General features: G+C 63.8%; 28 protein-coding genes. 7 read left to right on the top strand and 21 right to left on the bottom strand.

Features of this window, described 5'->3' with window-relative positions; all coding sequences use genetic code 11:
• Positions 1 to 29 precede the first annotated feature (29 nt).
• A complete protein-coding gene (gene hrpB / locus BMY38_RS05530; protein ID WP_092760494.1) occupies positions 30 to 2,390 on the top strand; it encodes an ATP-dependent helicase HrpB in 2,361 nt (786 codons plus the stop codon).
• Positions 2,391 to 2,432: 42 nt separating this feature from the next.
• On the opposite strand, the gene BMY38_RS05525 is transcribed toward hrpB, so the two are convergent.
• The 6 genes from BMY38_RS05525 to BMY38_RS05500 all read right to left on the bottom strand — a co-directional run bounded on the left by BMY38_RS05525 (position 2,433) and on the right by BMY38_RS05500 (position 5,978).
• Entirely contained in the window at positions 2,433 to 3,236 is an 804-nt protein-coding gene (locus BMY38_RS05525; protein WP_245737502.1) for a hormone-sensitive lipase, read from the bottom strand.
• A 70-nt stretch (positions 3,237 to 3,306) separates the two neighbouring features.
• Positions 3,307 to 3,861: a F0F1 ATP synthase subunit B gene (locus BMY38_RS05520; protein WP_092760490.1), complete on the bottom strand. Its 555-nt coding sequence runs from the start codon at positions 3,859 to 3,861 to the stop codon at positions 3,307 to 3,309.
• A 3-nt stretch (positions 3,862 to 3,864) separates the two neighbouring features.
• Positions 3,865 to 4,419, bottom strand: coding sequence for a F0F1 ATP synthase subunit B' (locus BMY38_RS05515; protein ID WP_092760488.1), 555 nt, complete (start codon positions 4,417 to 4,419; stop codon positions 3,865 to 3,867).
• A 105-nt stretch (positions 4,420 to 4,524) separates the two neighbouring features.
• Positions 4,525 to 4,764 carry a F0F1 ATP synthase subunit C gene (locus BMY38_RS05510; RefSeq protein ID WP_092760486.1) on the bottom strand — a complete coding sequence of 80 codons (240 nt, stop codon included), beginning with the start codon at positions 4,762 to 4,764 and terminating at the stop codon, positions 4,525 to 4,527.
• Between the two features lie 49 nt (positions 4,765 to 4,813).
• Entirely contained in the window at positions 4,814 to 5,626 is an 813-nt protein-coding gene (locus BMY38_RS05505; protein ID WP_092761243.1) for a F0F1 ATP synthase subunit A, read from the bottom strand.
• A 1-nt stretch (position 5,627) separates the two neighbouring features.
• The gene (locus tag BMY38_RS05500) at positions 5,628 to 5,978 is read right to left on the bottom strand and encodes an AtpZ/AtpI family protein (RefSeq protein WP_092760484.1); all 351 of its coding nucleotides are present in this window, start codon (positions 5,976 to 5,978) and stop codon (positions 5,628 to 5,630) included.
• A gap of 195 nt (positions 5,979 to 6,173) precedes the next feature.
• Between BMY38_RS05500 and BMY38_RS05495 the strand changes: the two genes are divergently transcribed.
• On the top strand, positions 6,174 to 6,503 hold the full coding sequence (locus BMY38_RS05495; protein WP_092760482.1) for an ArsR/SmtB family transcription factor: 330 nt from the start codon (positions 6,174 to 6,176) through the stop codon (positions 6,501 to 6,503).
• On the opposite strand, the gene BMY38_RS05490 is transcribed toward BMY38_RS05495, so the two are convergent.
• The 3 genes from BMY38_RS05490 to BMY38_RS05480 all read right to left on the bottom strand — a co-directional run bounded on the left by BMY38_RS05490 (position 6,500) and on the right by BMY38_RS05480 (position 8,538).
• Positions 6,500 to 7,186 (bottom strand): SDR family oxidoreductase, encoded by a 687-nt coding sequence (locus BMY38_RS05490; protein WP_092760480.1) that lies wholly within the window; start codon positions 7,184 to 7,186, stop codon positions 6,500 to 6,502. The genes BMY38_RS05495 and BMY38_RS05490 overlap by 4 nt on opposite strands.
• A 66-nt stretch (positions 7,187 to 7,252) precedes the next feature.
• The gene (locus BMY38_RS05485; protein ID WP_092760478.1) at positions 7,253 to 8,023 is read right to left on the bottom strand and encodes an EcsC family protein; all 771 of its coding nucleotides are present in this window, start codon (positions 8,021 to 8,023) and stop codon (positions 7,253 to 7,255) included.
• The gene (locus BMY38_RS05480; protein WP_092760476.1) at positions 8,020 to 8,538 is read right to left on the bottom strand and encodes a GNAT family N-acetyltransferase; all 519 of its coding nucleotides are present in this window, start codon (positions 8,536 to 8,538) and stop codon (positions 8,020 to 8,022) included. The genes BMY38_RS05485 and BMY38_RS05480 overlap by 4 nt, the downstream gene beginning before the upstream one ends.
• Positions 8,539 to 8,605: 67 nt before the next feature.
• On the opposite strand from BMY38_RS05480, the gene BMY38_RS05475 reads away from it, so the two are divergent.
• Together BMY38_RS05475 and BMY38_RS05470 are read left to right on the top strand one after the other, a co-directional pair.
• The gene (locus BMY38_RS05475; RefSeq protein WP_092760474.1) at positions 8,606 to 9,208 is read left to right on the top strand and encodes a flavin reductase family protein; all 603 of its coding nucleotides are present in this window, start codon (positions 8,606 to 8,608) and stop codon (positions 9,206 to 9,208) included.
• Positions 9,208 to 10,050 carry a glycosyltransferase gene (locus tag BMY38_RS05470; RefSeq protein ID WP_092760472.1) on the top strand — a complete coding sequence of 281 codons (843 nt, stop codon included), beginning with the start codon at positions 9,208 to 9,210 and terminating at the stop codon, positions 10,048 to 10,050. Before BMY38_RS05475 ends, BMY38_RS05470 begins: the two co-directional genes overlap by 1 nt.
• A 19-nt stretch (positions 10,051 to 10,069) precedes the next feature.
• Here the strand turns inward: BMY38_RS05470 and BMY38_RS05465 are convergent, their stop codons facing one another.
• Positions 10,070 to 11,677 (bottom strand): SulP family inorganic anion transporter, encoded by a 1,608-nt coding sequence (locus tag BMY38_RS05465; RefSeq protein ID WP_424338268.1) that lies wholly within the window; start codon positions 11,675 to 11,677, stop codon positions 10,070 to 10,072.
• Between the two features lie 148 nt (positions 11,678 to 11,825).
• On the opposite strand from BMY38_RS05465, the gene BMY38_RS05460 reads away from it, so the two are divergent.
• From BMY38_RS05460 to BMY38_RS05450, 3 genes are read left to right on the top strand one after another with little or no spacing between them, the layout of a single operon-like run.
• Positions 11,826 to 12,683, top strand: coding sequence for an S-methyl-5'-thioadenosine phosphorylase (locus tag BMY38_RS05460; protein WP_092760468.1), 858 nt, complete (start codon positions 11,826 to 11,828; stop codon positions 12,681 to 12,683).
• A complete protein-coding gene (locus tag BMY38_RS05455) occupies positions 12,680 to 13,420 on the top strand; it encodes a DUF2927 domain-containing protein (protein ID WP_092760466.1) in 741 nt (246 codons plus the stop codon). Before BMY38_RS05460 ends, BMY38_RS05455 begins: the two co-directional genes overlap by 4 nt.
• A gap of 4 nt (positions 13,421 to 13,424) precedes the next feature.
• Positions 13,425 to 13,961: an adenine phosphoribosyltransferase gene (locus BMY38_RS05450; RefSeq protein ID WP_092760464.1), complete on the top strand. Its 537-nt coding sequence runs from the start codon at positions 13,425 to 13,427 to the stop codon at positions 13,959 to 13,961.
• A gap of 355 nt (positions 13,962 to 14,316) precedes the next feature.
• On the opposite strand, the gene BMY38_RS05445 is transcribed toward BMY38_RS05450, so the two are convergent.
• The 11 genes from BMY38_RS05445 to coxB all read right to left on the bottom strand — a co-directional run bounded on the left by BMY38_RS05445 (position 14,317) and on the right by coxB (position 24,230).
• The gene (locus tag BMY38_RS05445; RefSeq protein ID WP_092760462.1) at positions 14,317 to 15,753 is read right to left on the bottom strand and encodes an FAD-binding oxidoreductase; all 1,437 of its coding nucleotides are present in this window, start codon (positions 15,751 to 15,753) and stop codon (positions 14,317 to 14,319) included.
• Positions 15,753 to 16,565, bottom strand: a complete 813-nt coding sequence (locus BMY38_RS05440) for an MBL fold metallo-hydrolase (RefSeq protein WP_092760460.1) — start codon at positions 16,563 to 16,565, stop codon at positions 15,753 to 15,755. Before BMY38_RS05440 ends, BMY38_RS05445 begins: the two co-directional genes overlap by 1 nt.
• 272 nt (positions 16,566 to 16,837) lie before the next feature.
• A complete protein-coding gene (locus BMY38_RS05435; protein WP_175495795.1) occupies positions 16,838 to 17,413 on the bottom strand; it encodes a GNAT family N-acetyltransferase in 576 nt (191 codons plus the stop codon).
• Positions 17,413 to 18,672 carry a M16 family metallopeptidase gene (locus tag BMY38_RS05430; RefSeq protein WP_092760456.1) on the bottom strand — a complete coding sequence of 420 codons (1,260 nt, stop codon included), beginning with the start codon at positions 18,670 to 18,672 and terminating at the stop codon, positions 17,413 to 17,415. Before BMY38_RS05430 ends, BMY38_RS05435 begins: the two co-directional genes overlap by 1 nt.
• A complete protein-coding gene (thrC, locus tag BMY38_RS05425) occupies positions 18,669 to 20,051 on the bottom strand; it encodes a threonine synthase (RefSeq protein WP_092760454.1) in 1,383 nt (460 codons plus the stop codon). Before thrC ends, BMY38_RS05430 begins: the two co-directional genes overlap by 4 nt.
• 13 nt (positions 20,052 to 20,064) lie before the next feature.
• On the bottom strand, positions 20,065 to 20,736 hold the full coding sequence (locus BMY38_RS05420; protein ID WP_092760452.1) for an SURF1 family protein: 672 nt from the start codon (positions 20,734 to 20,736) through the stop codon (positions 20,065 to 20,067).
• Between the two features lie 72 nt (positions 20,737 to 20,808).
• Complete coding sequence (locus tag BMY38_RS05415; RefSeq protein WP_092760450.1) at positions 20,809 to 21,609, bottom strand: cytochrome c oxidase subunit 3; 801 nt, start codon at positions 21,607 to 21,609, stop codon at positions 20,809 to 20,811.
• Positions 21,610 to 21,621: 12 nt separating this feature from the next.
• Entirely contained in the window at positions 21,622 to 22,215 is a 594-nt protein-coding gene (locus BMY38_RS05410) for a cytochrome c oxidase assembly protein (RefSeq protein WP_092760448.1), read from the bottom strand.
• Positions 22,212 to 22,397 (bottom strand): cytochrome c oxidase system small membrane protein, encoded by a 186-nt coding sequence (locus BMY38_RS05405; protein WP_342707737.1) that lies wholly within the window; start codon positions 22,395 to 22,397, stop codon positions 22,212 to 22,214. Before BMY38_RS05405 ends, BMY38_RS05410 begins: the two co-directional genes overlap by 4 nt.
• Positions 22,397 to 23,341, bottom strand: coding sequence for a heme o synthase (gene cyoE / locus BMY38_RS05400; RefSeq protein WP_092760446.1), 945 nt, complete (start codon positions 23,339 to 23,341; stop codon positions 22,397 to 22,399). The genes BMY38_RS05405 and cyoE overlap by 1 nt, the downstream gene beginning before the upstream one ends.
• A 19-nt stretch (positions 23,342 to 23,360) precedes the next feature.
• On the bottom strand, positions 23,361 to 24,230 hold the full coding sequence (gene coxB, locus BMY38_RS05395; RefSeq protein ID WP_425431620.1) for a cytochrome c oxidase subunit II: 870 nt from the start codon (positions 24,228 to 24,230) through the stop codon (positions 23,361 to 23,363).
• Positions 24,231 to 24,708: the final 478 nt, after the last annotated feature.

Raw genomic sequence — 24,708 nt, 5'->3', positions numbered from 1 at the left:
AGCGTCATCCGCGCCACGGGAGGCCCGACTTGTTCAGCGATCTGCCCATCGAAGAGGTGCTGCCAGAGCTTCTGGCGGCGCTGTCGGCACGAGGCGTTGCGGTTCTTCAGGCTCCTCCGGGGGCAGGCAAGACGACCCGCGTGCCCTTGGCGATGCTGCCCCTAGTCGAAGGTCGGATCATCCTGTTGGAGCCGCGACGGCTGGCGACCCGTGCCGCCGCCGCCCGCATGGCCGAGACGCTGGGCGAGGCCGCAGGGCAGACCGTCGGCTACCGGATGCGCGGCGCGTCGCAGGTGTCGAGGGCCACCCGGATCGAGGTCGTGACCGAAGGCATCCTGACCCGGATGATCCAGTCCGATCCGGAGTTGCCTGGCGTTGGCGCGCTGATCTTTGACGAATTCCACGAACGCTCGCTGAACGGCGACCTGGGGCTGGCCCTGGCGTGGGAAGCACGGCAGGTGTTGCGGCCCGATCTGATGCTTCTGGTGATGTCGGCCACGCTGGATGCGGACCCCGTAGCCGAAATGCTGGGCGCGCCGGTCGTGACGTCCGACGGACGCAGCTTCCCGGTCGAACGGCGCTGGCGGGATCGCCCTCCTGTCGCGGGGCAGCCCTTCGAGGCGCAGGTCGCTGCGTTGATAGCAGAGGCCATGACTGCGAGCGACGGCGACGTGCTGGCCTTCCTGCCCGGCGAGGGCGAAATCCGCCGCTGTGCCGCGCTGCTGTCCGGTATCGCCGCCGATGTGCGTCCCCTGTACGGCGCGCTGCCCTTCGCCGAACAGCAGGCCGCGATCCTGCCCGGTCCGCGCCGTCGTGTCGTGCTGGCCACATCCATCGCCGAAACCTCGCTGACCATCGAAGGCGTGCGCGTGGTGGTCGACGGCGGGCTTGCCCGGCGCGCCCGGTTCGACGCGGCATCGGGCATGTCCCGGCTGGTGACGGAACGTGTCACGCGCGCCGAGGCCACGCAGCGGGCGGGCCGTGCCGGGCGGGTCGCAGCGGGTCTGGCCTTTGCCAACTGGACGCGCGGCGAAGAGGGCGGGATGCACGCCTTTCCCGGCCCGGAAATCGCCAATGCCGATCTGGCCGGACTGGCGCTGGAACTGGCCGTCTGGGGCGGAGGCGGTGCGATCGAACACGATCTTGCGTTTCTGACGCCCCCTCCCGAGGGCGCACTGGCCGAGGCGCGGGTCCTGCTGACGGACCTGGGGGCGCTGAACGAGGGGCGCATCACCGGCCATGGCCGTGCGCTGTCCCGTCTGCCGCTGCATCCGCGGCTGGGGCATATGGTGCTGAACGGCGGTGGGGGGGCCGCGAATGTCGCCGGGGTGCTGTCGGTGCGGATGCCCCCCGGATCGGTTGATCTGACCGATGTCTTGCGCGCACCGTCCCGCGAAGCGCGGGCGGAGGCCAGACGATTGCGCCGGTTCGAGGCGGGACCGTCGCTGTCCGATGCGCAGCGGCTGGCACTGGCCTATCCAGACCGGGTCGGCTTGCGGCGCGCCGGAGATGCGCCGCGCTGGCTTTTGTCGGGCGGCAAGGGCGCCAGGATGCAGATCGGCGACGTATTGTCCGGGGCGCGGCTGATCGTAGCCTGCGATCTGGATGGCGATCCGACAGAAGCCCGTGTGCGGCGCGCGCTGTCGATCACCGAAGCGGAGTTGCGCGCGGTTCTGGGGGATCGCATCGGCTGGATCAATCTGTGTCACTGGTCGACCCGGCATCGGCGGGTCGAGGCCCGGCGGCAGGAGCGTCTGGGTGCCATCGCTCTGGACGATCGACCCTGGACGGATGCGCCGCCCGACAAGGTCGCCGCAGCCGTGCTGGACGGGGTGCGGGCCTTGGGACTGGCTTGCCTGAACTGGACGCGGCGCGCCCGACTTTACCGTTCACGGATCGCGGCGGCGGGGCTGCGCGACGTGTCCGACGCGGCCCTGTTGAACGAATTGGAAGACTGGCTGTTGCCAATGCTGGACGGGGTCCGCGATGCGGAAGATCTTGGGCGGCTGGATCCGTTCGACGCGTTGCAGGGCTGGCTTGGATGGGAGGATGCGCGGCGGCTGGAGGACATTGCCCCGGCACATTACCGGTCGCCGCTGGGACGCAGGGTGCCGATCGACTATGGCCCCGACATACCAACGATATCGCTGCGCCTGCAGGAAGTCTTCGGCGAAACGCGGCACCCGCACGTCGGACAGACCGCCCTGCGAATGGAACTGCTGTCGCCCGCGCAACGCACCCTAGCGGTCACGCAGGACCTGCCGGGCTTCTGGGCCGGGGCTTACGCCGATGTGCGCAAGGACATGCGTGGGCAGTATCCGCGACATCCCTGGCCGGAGGACCCGACCATCGCGGTGCCCACAACGCGGGCGAAACCGCGCGGAACCTGACGGCAGAGCCTCCGGAGGGAATATGTTCCGAGCAAGGACAGATCAGGCAAGGAGATCGGCCATCAGGGCGGAGTCCGGATTGCGCAGGTCGTCGATGACATCGAAATGGTGGCGCGCTGGCATTTGTCGCAGCGGAACTGTCCATGCGGCGGCCAGGGCCCCGGCCTGCCAGAGGAAAGCGGGACGTTCGGACACGCCAACATGGATCGTGACCTTCGGACCCTGGATCGGCTGGCCGAAGATGGGGCTTTCGGCGGCAGCTTCGGCCATATCGAGGCGCAGGTCGTCGTTCAGGGTCAGCGCCACCAGGGGGCGCAGGTCGGCGACCGGGCTGATGGGCACGCAGGTGGCGATACGCCCGGCACAGGTCGGCGTGGCGTCGGCCATGACAGCGCGGGCGACAAGGTGGCCCCCGGCGCTGTGCCCAGTCAGCCGGATCGGGCCGTCGATGCGAGCGGCAGCGCAGTAGATGGCTTTCGCGACCAGACGGGTGATGTCGGCGAGGCGAACGGTTGGGGCCAGCGGATAGCCGATGACGGCGACGGCGTGATCGCGGATCAGCGCGCCTTCCGCGAAGTGCGACCAGTCTGACTTTCCGAAGGCCCGCCAATAGCCACCGTGCACGAAGACCACGAGGCCCTTGGCCGGGCGTTCAGGATGGAACAGGTCGAAGGCCGCGCCCGGCAGGTCGGCATAGGCGATGTCCAGATCGGCACGGACGCGGACGCGGAAGGCGGCGGCTTCGGCTTGCCAGCGGAGCGGATAGTCAGCAGCGCCGTCGATATAGGCGGCGTTGGCATAGGCATCGTCGAGTGCGGCGCGATCCATGTGTTGCCAGCCGTTCATGCGCGGCTTGAGAACGAAAAAGGGCGCCCGCCTTGGGACGCCCGATGTTCGGTGGACTGATGATCGGAGATCAATGCAGCTTGGCGGCGACCGTATCGATGGACTGGTCGATCAGCGTGTTGGCTTCAGCGGCAGACATCTGTTTGGCGACGACTTCACCGGCGGCTGCGATGGCAACCGTAATGGCGGTATCACGAACTTCGCGCACGGCGGCGTTCTGTGCGCTTTCAATCTGATCTTCGGCGGCGGCCATCCGGCGCGCCACCGAGGTCTGCAGGTCGATCTTGGCCTGATCGCCTGCGGCGGTCGCCTCGGCCTTGGCGGTGGCCAGGATCTGGTCGGCCTGATCACGGGCATCGCGGGTCTTGCGTTCGTAGGATGCCAGCAGCGCCTGGGCTTCGTCACGCAGGGCACGGGCTTCGTCAAGATCGTTGCGAATACCCTTGGAGCGGTCGTCCAACATGCCCGTCAACATCGAGGGGATCTTGAAATACAACAGGATCGCGATGAAAACCAGGAAGCCCAGAACAACGATGAAATCGGTGTTCTCAAGACTGAAAAATGAGCCGGGCGCAGCGAAGGCAGGCGTCGCGGACAAAAGGGCGAGAGGCAGGATAAAGCGCATTATTCAGTTCCCCTTCACACGGGCGTCGACGGCGGCATTGACGGTCGCGGCATCGGCTTTGCCACCCAGCGCGGTGACGATTTCGGAGGCAACATCACGCGCCACCTGGGCGACGCTGGCAGCGGCACCCGCGCGAATCTCGGTGATCTGCTTTTCGCTCTCGGCAGCTTTGGCGCCGATTTTCTCGTCGGCCACGGCGATTGCGGCATCCAGGTCGGCCTTGATGGCGGCCCGTGCTTCGCCCGAAATGCGCTGCGCTTCCGCACGGGCATCGGTGAGGGCCTTTTCATAGGCCGCTTCCGCCTCGGTTGCCTGACGCTTGAGGTCTTCGGCGGCGGCAAGGTCGTTGGAAATCGTACCTGATCGTTCTGCCAGAACGGCGCTGACGCGCGGCAGGGCGATACGGGTCAGGATCAGGAAGATGGCAACCAGTGCGACAATCAGCCAGAAGATCTGGTTGGCGAACCACGCATCGCACAGCTGCGGCATGCCGATGGCACTGCCGCCGTCATCAACGCAGCTGCCTGCAAGTTCGAGGTCAATCGTATCGATGGCCATGGTCCGGTCCCGTCAGGTCGGTGGAGCGAAGCCAGGGCTTCGCGGGGTCCCGGCGGGCGGCACCTGTGCCCCCCGCCGATCGTAAGGATCTTAGCATTGCCGGTCTTAGACGGCGAACATCAGAAGCAGCGAGACGAGGAAGGCGAAGATGCCCAGAGCCTCGGCAAAGGCGATGCCGATGAAAAGCGTCGCGGTCTGCGCGTTGGCAGCCGAAGGGTTGCGCAGGGCACCGGCCAGGAAGTTCCCGGCGACATTGCCCACACCGATGGCGGCCAGGCCCGAGCCGATGGCGGCCAGACCGGCACCGGCAAATTGACCCAGGGCGGAAGCGGCTTCGAGTTCCATATGATTTCTCCTTACGATGGAATTTCTGGAAGATGAGGTGTGCGGCCCGTCAGTGCGACGGGTGCAATGCGTCCTTGAGGTAAACGCATGTGAGGATGGTAAAGACGTAGGCCTGAATGAAGGCGACCAGCACCTCGAGCCCGAAGATGGCGGTGATCGCCAGGACCGAGACCGGCGCGATGGCCGTGATCGCGGCAAAGCCCGCGAAAACCTTGATAACCGCGTGACCGGCCATGATGTTGCCTGCCAATCGAATGGAATGGCTGACCGGACGCACGAAGTACGAAATCAGCTCGATGATCGCCAATATCGGACGCAGTGCGAGCGGCGCGGAGCTGACCCAGAACAGTCCCAGAAACTTCATGCCGTTCTTGACGAAGCCTACCACGGTCACCGTCAGGAAGACGGCAAGCGCCAGAAAGGCGGTCACGGTAATCTGGCTGGTCGGCGACGCCGACGTGGGGATCAGCGCAACGAAGTTGGCGAACAGGATGAACAGAAACAGCGTGAAGATGTAGGGGAAGAACTTGACGGCCTCTTTACCGGTTACATCCTCGACCATCTTGAAGACGAAGCCATATGTCAGCTCGGCCACCGATTGCGACCGGCCCGGCACGATGGCACGGCCACGGGTGCCCAGAACGAACATCAGCACGACGCAGAGCACCGCCAGGGCCATCCAGAACGTCAGGTTGGTAACCGTGTACCAGTAAACCGGATCGCCGTATTCCCCGAACAGCGGCTTGATCATGAACTGATCCATCGGGTGGAAGGCCAATTCGCTTTCACCCTCCACACTGAAAAGCACTGAAATGACAATCAATGCGACGATGACCACCGCGAAGAATACAAGAATGCTCACCTCAGTCGTCCCCATCGTTCGGCGCACCTGCGCCCGGTTGTTTAAGGGCGGCTTCGGCATCGAACCGGCCCTGTATTTCGCGCGCGGAGCTGATCATCGTCTTCACACCGGCCGCAAAGCCCAGAAGCACGAACACGATCATCAGCCAGGGCGTTGTGCCCAGAAGATAATCCAGTCCGTAACCGATCCCGAACCCGATCCCCAGGCCCGCCACCAGCTCGATCACCATCCGCCAGGCCAGTTGAGCCTGGGAATAATGCTCCTCCATGTGGTCTTTGGCCTGAACCGGGCGCTTTGCCGCCAGCTTCGCCTCAAGGGCGCGCAGACGGTCGGCGTCGGTATCGTCGGACATCGGGAAACCCCATGGAAGTCGGAGGCGGTCTACGGGGCTGCGGCCACCGAGTCAACGGAATGAATTCTATAGTTAAATCAATAATTTAATCTGTTCATTTTTTGCCGAAATCCGCCTGTTTGCGCCTGACCAGACATTCAACCTGTCGGTTAAACGTTCTTGACGGCCCATGCTGCCGGATGCACCCCTGCGCTTATGTCAGACACCCTGTCCCCGGTCTTCGCGGCGCTGGCCGACCCGACGCGACGCACGATCCTTGCCATGCTTCTGGAAGACGACATGGCGGTCACGGATGTGGCGGCCCCGCTCGCGATCTCGCTGGCGGGGGTCAGCAAGCATCTGACCGTGCTTGCGCGCGCGGGACTGATCCAGCAGGAACGCCGCGGTCGCGTCGTCTGGTGTAAACTGGACCCCGATGCGCTGCGGAGTGCAAGCGTCTGGATGCAGGGCTTCGGACAATTCGATAGTGTGGATCTGGAGGCGCTGGAGGCGTTTCTGGAAATGACGCCCCCGCCGCAGGATTAGCCTGCGTTGCGGTTCGGCATCAGGAAAATCTCGCGCACATCGGCCCGTGCGGGGGCATCCAGCGCATGCATCACGGCATCCGCCACGTCCGAGGGGTGCAGGCGACTGTCGTCCGGTTCATCGAAGAATTCCGTATCGACCATGCCGGGGGCCACAACGGTGCAACGCCCGCCCCACTCCGACATTTCCTCGGCAAGGTTACCCGCGAACCCGTGGACAAACCACTTAGCCGCGCCGTAAATCGACCCTTTGATGTGCCTCCGGCCCGCCGCAGATCCGGTCACGACAAAATGCCCCTTGCGCTTGCGCAGATACGGCAGCGCGGCGTGCGCAGTATACAAAACACCCATGACATTCGCATGGATCATATCATGCCATTCGGCAGGGTCTCCGCCTTCCGTGCCCGATGCGGTTACACCTGTGCCCGCATTCGCGAAGGCCGCGTCTATGCCGCCGAATTTGCCTGTCAGCCGGTCCAGCGCGGCGGCCTGCGCGTTTCTGTCGGCGACATCCCCTGGCAATGCCAGTGTGCGGTCGCCCAACTCCTCTGCCAGCTTGGCGATCTTGTCTTCAGAGCGCGCGAACAGCCCGACATTCCACCCGGCGGCGACGGCCTGCCGCGCGGTTTGCGCGCCGATGCCGGAGGATGCACCGGTAATGAACAATGTTTTGGACTCGGGCATTGGATATCTCCGGCAATACGCTTGTGTCCTCAACACGGCAAAGAGCCGTCTGGTTTCGTCACACCGTCAAGTCAGGCGTTTGCGCAGGTCCGCCGTCAGCACATCCATATCCTCGCCCGTCTGCGCGCCCAGCCGCATCAGGCCGAACTGCACACGGGCAACGTCCTGGTAATAGCTGGTGAAGACATAGTTCGTCGCGGCCCCTGCGGCGGCCCCGATGACCGGGACGGCCTGCGCTGCCAGTTTCTGCCCCAGCGGCACAGCCAGACGCGGGGCGACCTTGGCAATCAGCCCATGGACCGCACTGCCGGTGACGGTCAGGCGCATCGTCAGGAAGCTGAGGTCGACACCATCGTCGTTGTCCAGCGGTCCGGCAGCGGCGAAGACGCGCAGACAGGCGGCGCGCACGTCCGGCAAGGCCGGGTCCATGCCATGTTCGTCGGCGATTGTCTGGATCGCGCGCAGGATAATGGTCGTCGTTACCGGCAATTCCGCCAGCGCCGATGGCAGCCCCCCGAAGCCGCCCGCAGCGCCCGTGCCTATGGCGATGGCACGGGTCAGCCAGTCGGGCGCGTCGGCGATACGTCCCCTGCGGGTCGCGGCGGCGGCGTTGAACGACTGCTCCAAGGCGGCGGCGGTGGCCCGTTCAAGGCCAGACCGGACCTGGGCAGGCAACATCTCGATCAAATTTTCGGCCTGCGTCCCGATCAGGCCCAGGACTTGCAGACCAACTCCCGACGCCGCCCGCATTCTTGCCGCAAGTCGATCAAGCTCGGCCTCGCGGTCGAGGGGCGGAAAGATCTGGGGCTTTTTCGGCGGTGCGATACTGTCGGTCATGGCAGATGATCTGGGGTCGAAGTGTCATAAGGGCAAGTCCCCGGCCATGCGGCCTTCGTCACATCGCCAGTCACGCCGTCCCAATCCCAGATGCCCAGTACGCGGTCGGGGTTGGTCGGCGGTGGCATCGTGACGCCGGTCAATCGCCGGAACCCGAACCGCCCGTAATAGGGCGCGTCGCCGACCAGCAGAATGCGCTTCACGCCCGCGCCCGACGCCCGGTCCAGTCCGGACTGGATCAGATAGGCCCCCAGCCCCTCGCCCTGCCTGGTCGGGTGGATGGCGATGGGGCCCAGCAGCATGGCGTCATGCGTGCCGACGCGCACCGGCCAGAAGCGGATCGACCCGGCGACCTCGCCCGCGCGGCCCCGCGCCACCAGACACAGATCGCGGGCGGGCGGCACGTCGTCGCGCAGACGATACGATGACAACGCCGTCCGACCCGGCGCGAAACAGGTGTCGAGCAGGGCCTCCACCTCCCAGGTGTCGGCGTCGGTTTCGCGGTGCAATTCCATTCGGGTCTTTGTGGCGTTTCGAATGCCGGGCCGCTAGTCCTTAGAAGGCACAAGCCCCGGAGACCTAATGTTCTATCGCCCTGAAGACGGCCACGGCCTGCCGCACAACCCGTTCAACGCCATCGTGTCACCCCGCCCGATCGGCTGGATCAGCACGCGGGGGGACACTGGCGATAACCTGGCCCCGTATTCGTTCTTCAATGCGGTGGCTTACGTCCCGCCGCAGGTCATGTTCGCCTCGACCAGCGCGAAACCCGACCGCGACGGCACCAAGGACAGCATGGCGCAACTGCGCGAGACGGGCGTGTTTTGCGTGAACATCGTGGAATATGCGATGCGCAACGCCATGAACGTCACTTCCGGCGCACATCCGGCGGGGACGGATGAGTTTACCCTGGCCGACATCGTGAAAGCGGAGTGTGATACGATCGACTGCCCGCGTGTGGCGACTGCCCCGGCATCGCTGGAATGCAAAGTCACGCAGATCACGACACTGCCCGGAGAGGCCAATCTCGTCGTTTTCGGCCAGGTGTCGGGCGTGCATATTCGCGACGATTGTCTGACAGACGGCCTGTTCGACGTGACACGCTACAACCCGCTGACCCGATTGGGATATCAGGATTATTCCGTTATCCGCGAAGTGTTCCCCCTCATTCGGCCGGAGGTCTGATGCGACCGGTCATCGGCCTGTGCCGCTTTTCCTTCGTCGGGCGCGGCGACTGGGTCGCCTGGCGCGGCCACGACGGCGATGACGCATTGCGGGCGGAAACGGCGTCGATGCTGTATGATGAGGCGCGGCTGACCCGGCGGTTCTGGACCTTTGAGAACCTGTTGCTGGCATCGCTGAAGGCGCAGACCTGTCCGGACTGGCATTTGATCGTGCTGACCTCGGACGTGATGCCGCAACGCTGGCTGGACCGGCTGCGCGACATCTGCGCCAGTGATCCGCGTATCACGGTCGAGATTTCGTCCCTGAACGACGTGAACACCGCAATGCTCCCAACCGTCGCAGAAGTCGAGAAAACCATCGGGAACACGGATGGCCGGACGGTTCAGTTCCGCATCGACGACGACGATTGCCTGTCCAACGTGTATGTCGAGCGGTTGCAGGCCGTGACTGCCGCGTTTTCCGAATTCAAGGCGTTCTCCTTCACCATGCCCAAAGGGCTGGTGGCGACCTTCTATGACGATCAGCCGCCGCAGGCCTATGAGCTCGAATTGCCCTTTCACTCGGTCGGAACGGCTGCCTTGCTGCCGCCCCGCCGCGCGGGCGATTCCACCATTTTCAGTTTCGGTCATTTCGGCATCGGCAAGCGATGGCACGCGGTCGCGGATTACGGCCCGCCCGGTTTCTTTGCCGTGAAGATGACCGATCACGACAGCGCGCAGATCACCGCCGATGCCGGCGGCAAACACGCAGCGATTTCGTGGGACGCGCTGGAAGCACGTCTTGCGACCAACTTTCCGTTCATCGACCTGCCCGGACTGCGAAAGGCGCTCGCGGCGGGCTGACCGCCGTTCGCGCTGGTGGCTAGTGGCCGCCCAGAATGCCCGTCCGCACGCTATAGTTGGCGGCGACAGCGTAATCCGGATCGTCGTCGCTATCGACCATCAGGTGGCCCGCGCGGGTCAGAAGTTTGTGGCAATCGCGGGTCAGGTGACGCAGTTGGATCGACTTGCCCGCAGCTTCGTATTTGGCGGCGACGGCTTCGATGGCCTGCAACGCGGACTGGTCGGCGACCCGGCTGTCCGCGAAATCGACAATCACGACCGACGGGTCATTGGCGGGGTCGAACATCTCGATGAAGCCGGTGGCCGATCCGAAGAACAGAGGTCCTTGCACCGCATAGACCTTCGCACCTTCGGGCGTGACGTGCGCCTTGGCATGAATACGGGTCGCGTTCTGCCAGGCGTAGGCCAGTGCCGAGACGATAACGCCCACGACAACCGCGATGGCGAGGTCGGTCATCACCGTCACGATCGTCACCAGGATGATGACGGCAGCGTCGATGCGCGGCACGATCGCCAGGATCTTGATCGAGTTCCACGCAAACGTCCCGATCACCACCATGAACATGACGCCGACCAGTGCCGCCAGCGGGATCACCTCGATCAGCGGGCTGGCCACCAGGATGAAGGTCAAAAGGAACAGCGCCGCCGCCACACCCGAGATGCGCGTGCGCCCGCCGGACTTCACGTTGATCATCGACTGTCCGATCATCGCGCAGCCGCCCATGCCGCCGAAGAAGCCGGTCACGGTATTGGCCGCACCCTGGGCGATACATTCCTGCGACGCGCCGCCACGCTGGCCGGTGATTTCCCCCACGAGGTTCAGGGTCAGCAGCGACTCGATCAATCCGATGGCGGCAAGAATCACTGCATAGGGCAGGATCACCGTCAGCGTATCGTAGTTCAGCGGCACATCGGGCAGACCGAATGTCGGCAGGCCGCCCGCAATCGACGCCAGATCACCCACGTTGGGCACCGGCAGACCGAATGCGATGACGACAGTGGCGGTGATACCAATACCGGCCAGTGGCGCCGGTATGGCGTGGGTCAACTTGGGCAGGCCCCAGATCACCACCATGGTCAGTGACACCAACGCCAGCACCATCACAAGTTGCCCGGTCGGCATCCACGTGCCATCGGCGGTCTTGAAAAAGTCGATCTGCGACTTGCCGATCACGATGGCCAGTCCGTTCACAAAGCCCAGCATGACGGGGTGCGGCACAAGGCGGATGAACTTGCCCCAGCGCATGATGCCCACGAAAATCTGGATCAGACCCATCAGGATCACGGTCAGGAACAGGTATTGCACCCCGACGCCCGGCGGGTAGGCCGCGACGAGGCTGACCATGACAACGGCCAGGGCACCCGTGGCCCCCGAAATCATGCCGGGACGCCCTCCGATCAGCGCGGTGATCAGACCAACGATGAAGGCCGCGTAAAGGCCCACCAGCGGCGCGACTCCGGCGACGAAGGCAAAGGCCACGGCTTCGGGCACCAGGGCCAGCGCCACGGTCAGGCCGGCCAGCACCTCGACCCGCAGGACGGAGGCGGACAGGACAGAGGTCGGCGCGACTCGCAGATCGGGCCCATCGAAACGGTCGGCAAATCTTGCCAGCAGGGAGCTGCTCAAGGGTAAGGTCTTTCGTGAAGGTAAGGTTTGGTCGCCGCCTAGCAGGGTTTTACCGCTGGGGACAGCCCCCGGCCTGCGCGGCAGCGATTGATCCCTTCCCCCCGGCCCCCGCGCTGCTAAGTTGCCCCGAACCAACAAGGAGTGACGCATGGCGGTCATCGGGATCATCGGAGGATCGGGCCTTTATCAGGTCGATGGCTTGCAGAATGCCGAATGGCGGGCGCTGGATACACCGTGGGGGGCGCCGTCCGATGCGCTCCTGCACGGTATGCTGGACGGCACAGCGATGGTATTTCTGCCGCGCCACGGGCGGGGGCATGTCCATACGCCCTCCTCGGTGCCCTATCGCGCCAATATCGCTGCGATGAAGGCGGCCGGGGTCACGCATCTTGTGTCTGTCTCGGCCACCGGATCGTTCCGTGACGACATGGCACCGGGTGATTTTGTCATCGTCGATCAGTTCATCGACCGGACCGTGCAGCGCGCGGCATCGTTTTTCGGTCCCGGCCTTGTCGCGCATGTGTCCATCGCGCATCCGGTGTGCCCCCTGTTGTCCGCTGCCTGCGCCGATGCCGCGCGCGGTGCGGGGGCCACGGTCCACGAAGGCGGAACCTATCTGGCGATGGAGGGGCCGCAATTCTCGACCGTGGCGGAAAGCCGTCTGTATCGCGAATGGGGCTGCGACGTCATCGGCATGACCAACATGCCTGAAGCCCGGTTGGCCCGCGAAGCGGAACTGCATTATGCCAGCGTAGCAATGATCACCGATTTCGACAGTTGGCACCCCGATCATGGCAGCGTCCAGATCACCGACATCCTGAGAACGCTGCAAGGAAACGTCGGGCGGGCCGCCGAAATGGTTGCGGCCCTGCCCGGCCTGCTGACCGATGCCGCCTGTTCCGAAGGCTGCGATCATGCGCTGGACCACGCGATCATGACCGCGCCTGACATGCGCGATCCGGCCATGGTTTACCGCATGAAGACCATAGCGGGGCGGGTTCTGTGAAACTTGTGGCACTTTTCCTGGCGCTGCCCGGCGTGTTGTCGGCGCAGGAGTTCGTGGAGATCGCGGGCCCGCTGGATGACGACGACTTCTATCGGGCGGTCGCCTGTGCGGCGCGACCGGGAGGGCAATGCCGCAAGCCGTTCCTGCGCTGGCCCGATGCCAAACGAGACCACCTGACCGTAACGCTGGCGTCGGTGACCGACGCGCTGCAGGATTGGCAGCGCGCGCTTTACGAACGCGGGCTGGACGAGGCCGTGGCGCAGATCAACGCACTCGATATCGGGGTCACGATAACGCGGTCGGACGGTCCTGCGGATATCGAGGTTCATGTCGTGGCCACCCCGCCGGGCGAGGTGATGAAAGACACGGGCGTCCCCGACCTGGACGGTGCCGTTCTGCCTTTGGGCCGTGTCGCGCTGCGGGTCCGCAACGGTATGATCCGCGAGGCCTTGATCGCTGTCAGCGTCAAGGCCCGTCGACGGGAAATCGCCTCGGTCCTGCTGGAGGAGGTCGTCCAGGGCCTCGGCCTGATGACCGATATCCGCAGTCCTGCCTATCGCCGGTCGCTGTTCTCCGAGGACAGCAACTCCGTCGTCCGGCTGGAAGGCCAGGATGCCATGGCCCTGCGTCGCCACTATTCACCCGCAACCGTTGTGCCGTCGACCAAGACGACAGGCGCAACCCATCAGGATGCCCCGACCGGCATCGCCGCCGCCGCCGACTCCGAAGAAAGTTGAGTTCATGCAGAATAAGACCGTCCGAGATTATATCCGCACCATCCCGGATTTCCCGCACAAGGGAATCCTGTTTCGTGATGTGACGACCCTGTTCGCCGACGCACGCGGCATGCGGCTGTGTGTCGATCAGCTGGTGGCACCGTTCACCGGGGAGAAGATCGACGTCGTGGCAGGGTTGGAGGCGCGGGGCTTCATTCTGGGCGGGGCAGTGGCGCATCAGCTGGGCTCCGGTTTCGTTCCGATCCGCAAGAAAGGTAAGCTGCCGGCCGCGACCCATGAGCAGGAGTATGCGCTGGAATACGGCACCGCGACAGTCGAAGTGCACCGCGACGCGCTGCAACCGGGTGCGCGGGTGTTGATGGTCGATGACCTGCTTGCGACCGGGGGCACCGCCAAGGCGGGGATCGCGCTGCTGGAGCGTTTGGGTGCCGAGATCATCGGCTGCGCTTTCGTCGTGGACTTGCCGGACCTGGGCGGGCGCGCCGTGCTGGAAGACATGGGAATGCCGATCCATACGTTGTGCGATTTCGACGGAAAATAGGACGCAGAGGCAGATTTCGACCGGCGTAAACACTTTGTTAACGATTTGGGCGCAATCTCGAAGTGTGGAGTTTAGCAGACACCACCCATTCCCCCAAAATGCGCCCTGTCCCCCCCGACAGGGCGCACTCTCATTCAGGCTTGAACTTTCGTAAATTCACCCTGTCAGCAATAGGTTAACACGACCTTTGGACCGTGCGACCCTGCTGCAGACTGCTTCAATGCTCTTATTCACACAGGTTAAAACGATTCGCAGGCAGGTTCTGTTCAGGAATCGCTTTCGGTCACAGACTGCTCCAGAAGCAGCCTCTGCCTTCGATTGGACGATAGAATTTCGTGTCAGGCTGGACCGTCTATCAACCCGCCCGCCGCAAGACAGCCCCCGGATTCATGATCCCGGCCGGATCCAGCGCCGCCTTGATCGCGCGCATGGCGGCCAGCTTGGCAGGATCGACGTAGGTTTCCAGGTCTCCCACCTTCAAACGTCCGACGCCGTGTTCCGCACTGACCGACCCGCCATAGGAATGAGTCAGGTCATGAACCGCGGTCTTGATCGCATCGCGCTGGTCGTCGTGGTCGGACCGCGACCGACCTGGCATCGGAAAGACATTGTAGTGCAGGTTGCCGTCGCCGACATGGCCGAAGCAGTTGATGCGGAAATCGCCGATCTTTGCAATCACGCCGGTGCCGTCGCGGATGAAATCGGGAATTGATGCAATCGGAACCGAAATGTCATGGCTGCTGATCGATCCGATCCGGCGGTTGGCCTCGGGGATCGATTCGCGCACCGTCCAGAAGTCGTGCCGCTGGCCTTCGGATTGCGCAATCACACCGTCGGTCACCAGACCCGCATCGAACGCCGCCTCGAACAACCCTTCCAATGCCGCCGCCGGGTCGCCCGACGCCCCCAGCCCCAGATCAATCAAGACCGACCATTCGGGCCAACCCAACGGCAGACGGACCTCGGGCATTGTCTCCGCCAGAAAATCGAGACCCATACGTCCGATCAATTCAAAAGCAGACACACCTTCGCCGATCCGGTCACGAGCCATGTTCAGAAGATCCAGCGCCGCGGCAGGATCGCGGATCGCCATCATCGCCGCCCCGGTCCGAACCGGCCGTGGCATAAGCTTGAGCGTCGCTGCCGTGATAACGCCCAGCGTTCCCTCTGCTCCGATCAGCAGATGGCGCAGGTCATAGCCGGTGTTGTTCTTCCGCAGCGGCGAGAGCCCTTGCAGGATACTGCCGTCGGGCAGGACGGCCTCGACACCCAGACACAGATCACGCGCATTGCCATAGCGCAGGACGTTCACGCCGCCCGCATTGGTCGACAGGATGCCACCGATCCGCGCACTGCCCTGCGATGCGATGGTCAGAGGGAACAGGCGGCCTGCCTCCTCGGCGACCTCCTGCGCCTGTTGCAGGATGACGCCCGCTTCGACCGTCATCGCATTTTCCACCGGATCGACGTTGCGGACCTTGTTGAGACGCTCCAGCGACAGGATGACCGGAGCGGGAAGGTCGGAGCTGACCTGTCCGCCGACCAGCCCGGTCCCGCCACCGTAAGGGATAACGGCGACCCGCGCCTGTTGCGCCGCCTTGATAATGATCGCGACTTCCTCGGTGGTTGCAGGGGCCAGCAACAAGCCGTCCGTCCCGGCCCATCGACCGCGCGGCTCCTCCAGGTAACGTGGTTCAAGATCGCGAAAGGCCGCGGCAGGCAGGTGGTCCCGCAATCCGTCGGCAAAGGTGCCTTTCGCCGTGGTCAGCGTTTCAGTCGGGGTATCCTTCATCACGGCTCCGTCAGGTAGGAGGGGCGCAGCACGACGACGGTCGGGCGGCCTGGCAGACTGTTCAGCGAAACTTCAAGGAAGCTTTCATCGCGACGGTCGATGTCAAAGTCGGCTTCCATCCCGGCAATGAACACTTCCAGACTTGCCGGTCCGAACCAGTGCATCGGGATCACAACAGACGATCGCAGCCGCTGCAACACCCGGATCATGGTCGGCAGATCGACCGTCAGTCCGCCATCGACAGGGGCCATGACCACATCCAGACGACCCAGGGCAGCATATTGTTCGGCGCTTGGCTCGAAATGCAGGTGCCCCAGATGACCGATGCACAGGCCCGCGACCTCGAAGACGAAAATGGAATTGCCGTTCCGCTCCACCCCCGCGGCGCTGCTGCGAATGTCGGTCGACACCGAGCGCACCAGCATCTCGCCCAGATCGAGGTAATGGCCGACCGGCGCGCCCACGGTTTCGGACCAGCCCGGCAGGACATACGGAATGGCGGCGTCCGGGGTTGGCGTCCAATGCGAAATATGCGCGCGGTTCATCGTCACGATGTCCGGCAAACGGGTCGATCCGATGAATCCGTTGTAATCCGTCACCGCGCGCAGGCCGCCCTGCGTCTCGATCAGGAACATGGAGTGATCGACGTAATTCAGGCGAACAGCGTAGTCATCCAGCGGATCGGCAAATGCGGCATATTGCAGGTATTCGACGCCCGGCGCCTCGGCGATGGCGATGCAATGACTGGGCCGTCGATCTTGCGCGATGGCCGCAACCGGCAGCAGCATGAAACAGAAAAGCAGGCGAATCATCGGCATTCTCCTTCGGACTGGCGGTCAGAGCAGGGACGGGCCATCCGTAGATGCAACGCATGTTTCGACGATTGCCTGACCATTGTCGGACGGCTGACCTGCCCCGCCGCAAGTCAGTCAAGCAAGGACGCCCGATGAAAGCAACCGAATGCACCGCCGCCCTGATGGTGCTGACAATGAACGCATTGCGGACGATATGCGAATCCGGTCTCAGGCTGTGCGTCGCCAACCCGGTGCGACGCTTTCGCCCGTCGTCGGGACCTGACGTCGGCTCAGGCCCGGCCGCGCCGATCGGATCGCAGCATCGCGTAGAGCACATGATTGCGCCACCGTCCGGCGATCTGAAGATAGCTTTGAGCAACGCCTTCGTATTTGAATCCCGACCGCTCCAGCAGACCGCGCGACGCCATGTTTTCTTCCAGACAGGCGGCTTCCAGACGGCTGAGGTCGAGGCGCGCGAAGGCATGGTGGCTGACGGCCAGGATCGCTTCGCGCATATAGCCCTGTCGGGCGTGTTTCTGTCCGATCCAATAGCCCAGTGTGCCGGATTGCGCGGGCCCGCGCCGCACATTGTCCAGCGTGATCGCGCCCAGCACCGCATCGTCGGACAGGCGCGTCAGGAAAAGCGCCAGTGCCGACCCCTGACCATAGCTGCGGCTGGCCCAGTAAACCCGGTTGGTGAAGCTTTTGCGGGACAAGTGATCCGAGGCCCACTCCGGCTCCCAGGGTTGCAGGAACCCGGCGCTACCTTCGCGCAGGCCGACCCAGTCGCGATAGTCGGAATGTTGCGGCAAGCGCAGCACCATGCGTTCGGTCTGGATACGTGGCTTGCGCAGCGGGCCGAAAATCACGCGGCCAGCCTTTGGCGCAATACATCGGCGTCCGGGGCGGCCTCGACCGGACCATAGAGCGCCAGCGCGGGAACGGTCGCGGTCAGCGCCTCGGCATGGGCGCGGACCATGGCGACATCCACCGCATCGATTTTCTCGATGGCTTCCGACAGCGGCGGCACCCGGTCCCAGACGGCCACGACGCGGGCCAGACGTTCGGCCCGGCTGGACGGCGACTCCAGTCCCATCAGCATACCGGATTTCATCTGCGCGCGGGCACGGGCGACCTCGACTTCGGTCATGTCTTCAGCCGAGCGCTTCAACTCGTCGATGGTCAGGCGCGCCAGATCCCCTACATCCTCGGCCCCGGTGCCGGCGTAAACCGTCAGCATCCCGGCGTCGGAATAGGCACCGATGCTGGCAAAGATCGTATAGCACAGACCGCGCTTTTCCCGCGCTTCCTGAAACAGGCGGGACGACATGCCGCCGCCCATCGCACCGGCGAAGATCTGCGCCGCATAGATGGCGTCGTCGCGATACCCCGGCTGATCGAAGCCCAATGCCAGATGCGCCTGTTCCAGATCGCGGATCTGGCGGAATTCGCCGCCCTTGAACAAGCTGGCCTGCGGCACGGCCTGCGGGCGTGCGGGCAGATGGCCGAACAGGTCTTCGGCCATGCGGCACAGCGCATCGTGATCGACCGCCCCGGCAGCGGCGAGAATCATCTGGCCGGGGCCGTAATTCTGTGCCGTGAAGGTCTGAAGATCGGTACGGTCGAAGGCCGACACTCGCTCGCTCGGTCCCAATATCGTGCGACCCATGGGCTGCGCGGGATAGGCCGCTTCCTGCAGCCAGTCGAAGATGATGTCATCGGGCGTGTCCAGCGCCTGCCCGATTTCCTGCAGGATGACGCCGCGCTCGATCTCGATCTCTCGGGGATCGAAAGTCGGGTTCAGTACGATGTCGGCGATCAGTTCCGCAGCCAGAGCGACATCATCCTTCAGAACGCGGGCATAAAAGGCCGTCACCTCGCGCGAGGTATAGGCATTGATATAGCCGCCGACATCCTCGATCTGTTCGGCGATATCCAGCGCGCTGCGCTGCGCCGTGCCCTTGAACGCCATGTGTTCAAGGAAATGCGCGATGCCATTCTGTTCGATGGCCTCGTGACGGCCACCCGCACTGACCCAGATGCCGACGCTGGCCGATTGCAGGCCCGGCATGTGCTCGGTGACGACGCGAAAGCCATTGGACAGGCGGTGAAGTTGAGTGCTCATGCGCGACGCTCTTCAATGATCGCCTCGATGGCGTGGAGGTCATTATCGACAGGGGTGATCCGCTCGGGACGGTCGAACAGGTCGGCCATCCGGGGCGGCAGCGGCGGCCGGATGCCGGTGGCGGCTTCCACCGCGTCGGGAAACTTGGCGGGGTGCGCCGTGGCCAGGATCACCATCGGCGTATCCCCGAGATACGCTTCGGCGACATGGGTGCCGACGGCGGTATGGGGGCAGAGCAATTCGCCGGTGCGGGACAGCATGTCGGTGATGGCGGCGCTGGTCTCGGCCTCGGAGGCGGCACCGGAGGCATAGACCTCCTGCAAGGCCTGCAGCGCGCCTTGCGATACGGTGAAGCCACCGGATTTCAGCTCCTCCATCAGTTGTGCGATGGCCGCGCCGTCGCCGCCATAGGCCAGGTGCAGCGCGCGTTCGAAATTGCTGCTGACCTGAATATCCATGCTGGGCGAAATCGACGGTGCGACCCTGCCTGTCCGGTATTCGCCGGTCGTCAGGCAGCGATGCAGAATGTCATTCTGGTTGGTCGCCACGACCAGCTTGTTGATCGGCAGGCCCATGCGCTTGGCGATATGGCCCGCGAAAATATCGCCGAAATTGCCGGTCGGCACGGTGAAGCTGACCTCGCGGTGTGGCGCGCCAAGGGCGGTCGCGGCGGTGAAATAATAGACGACCTGCGCCAGAACGCGGGCAAAGTTGATCGAATTGACCCCCGCCAGCGCCACCCGATCCCGGAAGTCGAAATCGTTGAACATATCCTTCACGCGGGCCTGCGCGTCGTCGAAATGGCCGCTGATGGCCAGCGCATGGACGTTCGCTTCGTCAGGCGTCGTCATCTGACGGCGCTGCACCTCGCTGACCCGGCCATGCGGATACAGGATGAAGACGTCGACCGCTTCCAACCCCCGGAACGCCTCGATCGCCGCCGATCCGGTATCGCCGGACGTGGCGCCCACGATGGTCACCCGCTCGCCGCGCCGCGCCAGCGTGTGCTGGAACATCTGGCCGATAAGCTGCATGGCGAAGTCCTTGAACGCCAGCGTCGGACCGTGAAACAGTTCAAGCAGGTAATGGTTCGCACCCAGTTGGACCAAAGGCGCGCGGGCGTCGTGACCGAACCCGGCATAAGCCTTTTCAACCAGATCGCCGAAGGTCGTCTCGTCATAGGCTTCGGCCACGAAGGGCGCCATCACGCGGACCGCGACCTCTTCATACGGCAGGCCTGCCAGGGCCGCGATGTCGCCTTTGGACAGGGTCGGCAATGCCTCGGGGACATACAGACCGCCGTCGCGGGCAAGGCCCGTCAGCATGGTGTCCTCGAACCCCAGGACGGGGGCCTGACCACGGGTGGAAATGTAGCGCATGTCGATCGGACCTTCAGAGAGTGCGGCGTCTGATACGCCACAGCAGGAACAGTGTCATCCCCAGCCAGACCAGCGCCAATCCGAACCATTGGACCGCGTATCCCAGGTGGTTGTTGGGAATGCCCTCGACCCCCACCGGAACAGGCGTGGGTCCGGCGGGCGGTGTCACGTCGCGCGCGACCACCATGACCGGATCGGTTCCCATCACCGGGGCCAGGGTCGGCACATCGCGGGCATACCAGATATCGCCTTCGGGGGACGGCGTGCCCGCATTCAGGTCGTCAGGCCAGTTCAGATTGCCGGTCACCCGGATCGGACCTTCGGGCAGACGGGCGCGCAGGGCTTCGGTCGATGTTTCCAGCGGGACGATACCAAGATCGACCATCAAGGTCCGTTGTGCCGTTTGCAGCGGCACGATCACCTTGAAACCGCTGCCTGCGGACCGCCATGCACCCAGAACACGGATCGGCGGACCGGAAATACGACCCTCTACGATGACCGGCCGGAAGTTATCGGTCTCGGGGTCGAGAACGGCGGCAACCGGGACGGGATCTGCCCCGATCCTGGCTTCGATTTCGGCGATGGCGCCTTGTTTCCACTCCATCCGCTGCAATTGCCACAGGCCGAGCGCTGCCAGCACGACAAAACCGGCGAGACCGAACAGAAGGGGAAGGATCAGGCGCATATCGACCTTTCAAACGGCGGACGGCGCGGGAACCCCCGCGCCGTCGTTGAACCATATCGACGTGTCAGACGGTCAGCCGCCCCAGACGTAGACGGCAGCAAACAGGAACAGCCAGACCACGTCGACGAAGTGCCAGTACCAGACCGCAGCTTCGAAGCCGATATGCTTGGCGGGCGTGAAGTGCCCGGCCTGAAGGCGCAGCAGGCAGACCCCGAGGAAGATCGTCCCGATGAAAACGTGCAATCCGTGGAAGCCCGTCGCCATGAAGAAGTTCGCGCCATAGATATTCCCGGCGAAACCGAAGGCCGCGTTGCTGTATTCATAGATCTGGAACGTCGTGAACAGCGCACCCAACGCGATGGCCAGGATCAGGCCCCATTTCATGTCCTGCCGGTTGTTTTCATGAACCAGCGCGTGATGCGCCCAGGTCGCCGCCGCGCCCGAGAGCAGCAGGATCAGCGTATTGATCAGCGGCAGGTGCCAGGGGTCGAAGGTTTCAATCCCCACAGGCGGCCAGACACCGTCAACTGCGGGCGAGTCCGGACCCATCGGATAGATGGCATGTTTGAAGAAGCTCCAGAACCATGCGGCGAAGAACATGACTTCGGACATGATGAAGAAGATGAACCCATACCGCAGTCCGATGCGGACGACGGGTGTGTGGTCGCCGACCAGCGATTCCTTGATGACGTCCGACCACCACGCGAACATGACGCCCAGGATGCCGACGAAGCCCGCGGCAAACAGCCATGGGCCGGAGCCCTTCATCCACAGGACGGCCCCGATCAGCATGAAGAAGCCCGAAACAGCACCGATGAACGGCCAGATCGAGGGCGGAAGGATATGATAGTCGTGGTTTTTGGCGTGGGCCATGGGTCAAGCCTCTCAGTTGGTCTGCGCAGCCGTTGGATCGCTGTTAAGCGCGGCGTAGTCTTCAGGCAAGTCCGTCACATGAAAGGTGTAGGACAGGGTGATCTCGGGGATGCCCTTCGCTTCCGGATCGTCGACGATGGCGGGGTCGACATAGAAGGTGACAGGCATCGTGACGGTTTCGCCGGGGTCGATGACCTGTTCCTCGAAACAGAAACAGGCGATCTTCACGAAATGTGGCCCCGCCGTATAGGGTGCCACGTTAAAGCTGGCGGTTCCGGCGACCGGCTCATCGGTCGGGTTCGTCGCCTCGTAGAAGGCCAGGTAGGTTTCCCCGATCTGCACCTCCATGGATCTCTGGACCGGCTTGAATTCCCACGGCATATCACGCGCCCGGCTGGCGTCGAAACGCACCAGAACCGTCTTGTCCAGAACCTCGCCGGACGAAGCGACCCCGCGGGCCGTCGTGCCGCCAAAGCCGGTAACCCTGCAGAACAGATCATAAAGTGGCACCGCCGCCCAGCCCATCGCGCCCATGCCGATCACGGTGGAAACCGTCAGCGCGACGACACGACCGTTGGCCGTCAGATTGCGCCACCAGCGCCTCATTCGGATGCCTCGCTCGGCACCAGCTCCGGGCGGACCACGTGGTCGAATGCCTCGGCATAGGTGCCGGTCTGGATTTTCACGACGGTCAGTCCGAAAATCAGCACGACGAAGGACAGAAGTACGCCTAGAATGCCGAAGTTCCGGCCCTTGCGGCGGGTGTGTAGTTCGTGGTCCTGGTGCATCACCAGCCTCCGTATGGGCCCAGCGCGGCCTCGGCCACGAAGACTGCGAAATGTGCGAAAAGATAGACCAGCGACCACTTGAACAGACCGCGCTCGACGGCATGGCCGTCGGCTTCACAGTCAGCGTCGGTGCGATGCCGCATGTCCCAGGCGCGCTTCAGGAAAACCCCGTTCAGCACCAATGCAACAGCCAATGTCATCGGACCGCCGATGGACGACAGTGAAGCCAGCAGCGAGACCACAGCCAGACCCAGCGACCAGAACCAGGCCTGACGGCGCGTTTCGGCCCGCCCGTGCGTGACGGTCAGCATCGGAATGCGCGCGGCATGGTAGTCCGTCTTGACGAACAGGGCGAGGGCCCAGAAATGCGGCGGCGTCCACATGAAGATCAGACCCACCATCAGCCACGCCTCGATGGGCGTGTTGCCGGTCACGGCGGCCCAGCCGATCATCGGGGGGAACGCCCCCGCCAGACCGCCGATGACCGTGTTCCAGGAGGTCGTCCGCTTGAGCCACATGGAATAGATGACAACATAGAAGAAGATCGTGAAGGTCAGCCAGGCAGCTGCCACCCAGTTCGCGGTCAGGTCCAGCATCACCACCGAGACAATTGCCAGAAACAGCCCCAGCGCCAGAGCGCTCGACGGTGCCACGCGCCCCGACGGAATGGGGCGGTTGCGGGTCCGCTTCATCACCCGGTCGATATCCGCATCGAACCACATGTTCAGAGCGCCCGACGCCCCGGCTCCGACAGCTATCCACAGGATCGAGGTCGCGCCGATGAACGGATGCACGCCACCCGGCGCGACCAGCATGCCGACCAGCGCCGTGAACACCGACAGGGACATCAGGCGCGGCTTGAGAAGCTGCCAGAAGTCGCGCAGGCTCGCCTCGTCCGGGGCGGGCCTGTCTTCGGTCGCGGCATGGAGCGAAAGGTCGGTCACACGGGCGTCCTTTCGCGGCTTACCAGGTTTCGATTTCGCCGGCCTTCATGGCGATCAGCCATTCGGCGTATTTCTCTTCCGACACGACCTTGACCGTGATCGGCATGTAGGCATGGGCGATACCGCACAACTCCGAGCATTGACCAAAGTAGATGCCCTCCCGGTCTGCCCTGAACCAAAGCTGGGCCAGACGTCCGGGGACACCATCCTGCTTCACGCCGAACGCGGGGATGGTCCATGAATGGATCACGTCGCCGCCGGTGACCTGCATCACGATCGTCTTGCCCACCGGCACGACGACTGCCGTGTCAGTTGCCAGACGAAACTGGTCGTCGGTGTACCCGGCCTGCGTCAGCTGGGCCGAGACCTCGGGTGTCATCATGTTTCCGGCGTCCGCGCCGATCATGTAGCTGGAGAATTCGACACCTTCCTCGTCGGGGTATTCATATCCCCAGTACCACTGATAGCCGGTGACCTTCACGACCACGTCGCCTTCGGGTATGCGCTGCTGGTCGAACAGGACCGGCAGCGAGAACGCTCCGATGACCACAAGGATCAGGATCGGCACGACCGTCCAGGCGACCTCCAGGGGCGAGTTATGAGTGAACTCCGCTGCTTCGGGATTGGACTTCCGGTTATAGCGGAACACCACCCAGAGGATCAGGCCGGTCACAAACAGCACGATCACGGTGATGATCACAAGAAGAAACCCATCGAGCCAGTGGACTTCCTCGGCCAGCGAGGTCGCCGCGGGCTGGAAGCCGATGCCACCGGGCTGCGGCTGGCCGATGATCGGCAGATCTCCCAGAATGGACTGGGCCGTGGCGGGCAGCGCGGTCAGGGTTGCGGCGGCGGCAAAGCCAAGGGCCTTCAGATTGCGCATCTTCATGATGTCTATCCTGTCTGTCGTGGCAGGGCAGGCAACGGCCCCGTTCGTGTTCACGATGGGTAAGACCATATCCAGACCCGACTCCGCAAGGCCCCGGAGGTCATGTGTCGCACCCTTTTGCGGGACACCTCGACGCGCTTTTGACGACAAGGTTCACGAAGGTTCACGGAAGGGGACTGTCCGCTCTGCGGGACGAAGCTGCCGTTCCCTGACGCTTATCGAAAGTCCGCTTTGTTCCGAATAGCTCTACCGCGCGAACCGTTACGGGCCCTGAACCGCCAGCATTGGAAGATATGTCGGTTCCGGATCCGCACCAGCGATCGGGAGCCGCGCGTGCGTGCGCACGCCATCGCCGCGATCTCCAGAACTACTCGTGGTCTTTCCCCTCGCTCATTTTCCGGACGAGTCTGAAACCACGAAATTCTGACCGGGATTGTCCCGGAATAGACCCACGCCCGCCAAGACGGGTTAAGTGCAT

It is taken from the genome of Jannaschia helgolandensis (assembly GCF_900109285.1).
Lineage (GTDB): Bacteria > Pseudomonadota > Alphaproteobacteria > Rhodobacterales > Rhodobacteraceae > Jannaschia > Jannaschia helgolandensis.
Note: the sequence above shows the minus strand (reverse complement) of the source record. Positions and strands in the feature narration are given on the sequence as shown.

Coding starts and splice junctions, on each gene's coding strand:
- coxB (WP_425431620.1), bottom strand. CDS start 24,230: ATGAAGATGCGCAATCTGAAGGCCCTTGGCTTTGCCGCCGCCGCAACC.
- BMY38_RS05405 (WP_342707737.1), bottom strand. CDS start 22,397: ATGCACCAGGACCACGAACTACACACCCGCCGCAAGGGCCGGAACTTC.
- BMY38_RS05415 (WP_092760450.1), bottom strand. CDS start 21,609: ATGGCCCACGCCAAAAACCACGACTATCATATCCTTCCGCCCTCGATC.
- BMY38_RS05420 (WP_092760452.1), bottom strand. CDS start 20,736: ATGCGCCTGATCCTTCCCCTTCTGTTCGGTCTCGCCGGTTTTGTCGTG.
- BMY38_RS05410 (WP_092760448.1), bottom strand. CDS start 22,215: ATGAGGCGCTGGTGGCGCAATCTGACGGCCAACGGTCGTGTCGTCGCG.
- BMY38_RS05515 (WP_092760488.1), bottom strand. CDS start 4,419: ATGGCCATCGATACGATTGACCTCGAACTTGCAGGCAGCTGCGTTGAT.
- BMY38_RS05460 (WP_092760468.1), top strand. CDS start 11,826: ATGGCGGTCATCGGGATCATCGGAGGATCGGGCCTTTATCAGGTCGAT.
- BMY38_RS05500 (WP_092760484.1), bottom strand. CDS start 5,978: ATGTCCGACGATACCGACGCCGACCGTCTGCGCGCCCTTGAGGCGAAG.
- BMY38_RS05440 (WP_092760460.1), bottom strand. CDS start 16,565: ATGATTCGCCTGCTTTTCTGTTTCATGCTGCTGCCGGTTGCGGCCATC.
- BMY38_RS05430 (WP_092760456.1), bottom strand. CDS start 18,672: ATGAGCACTCAACTTCACCGCCTGTCCAATGGCTTTCGCGTCGTCACC.
- BMY38_RS05475 (WP_092760474.1), top strand. CDS start 8,606: ATGTTCTATCGCCCTGAAGACGGCCACGGCCTGCCGCACAACCCGTTC.
- BMY38_RS05485 (WP_092760478.1), bottom strand. CDS start 8,023: ATGACCGACAGTATCGCACCGCCGAAAAAGCCCCAGATCTTTCCGCCC.
- BMY38_RS05525 (WP_245737502.1), bottom strand. CDS start 3,236: ATGAACGGCTGGCAACACATGGATCGCGCCGCACTCGACGATGCCTAT.
- BMY38_RS05480 (WP_092760476.1), bottom strand. CDS start 8,538: ATGGAATTGCACCGCGAAACCGACGCCGACACCTGGGAGGTGGAGGCC.
- BMY38_RS05470 (WP_092760472.1), top strand. CDS start 9,208: ATGCGACCGGTCATCGGCCTGTGCCGCTTTTCCTTCGTCGGGCGCGGC.
- BMY38_RS05450 (WP_092760464.1), top strand. CDS start 13,425: ATGCAGAATAAGACCGTCCGAGATTATATCCGCACCATCCCGGATTTC.
- BMY38_RS05520 (WP_092760490.1), bottom strand. CDS start 3,861: ATGCGCTTTATCCTGCCTCTCGCCCTTTTGTCCGCGACGCCTGCCTTC.
- BMY38_RS05445 (WP_092760462.1), bottom strand. CDS start 15,753: ATGAAGGATACCCCGACTGAAACGCTGACCACGGCGAAAGGCACCTTT.
- BMY38_RS05510 (WP_092760486.1), bottom strand. CDS start 4,764: ATGGAACTCGAAGCCGCTTCCGCCCTGGGTCAATTTGCCGGTGCCGGT.
- BMY38_RS05490 (WP_092760480.1), bottom strand. CDS start 7,186: ATGCCCGAGTCCAAAACATTGTTCATTACCGGTGCATCCTCCGGCATC.
- thrC (WP_092760454.1), bottom strand. CDS start 20,051: ATGCGCTACATTTCCACCCGTGGTCAGGCCCCCGTCCTGGGGTTCGAG.
- BMY38_RS05495 (WP_092760482.1), top strand. CDS start 6,174: ATGTCAGACACCCTGTCCCCGGTCTTCGCGGCGCTGGCCGACCCGACG.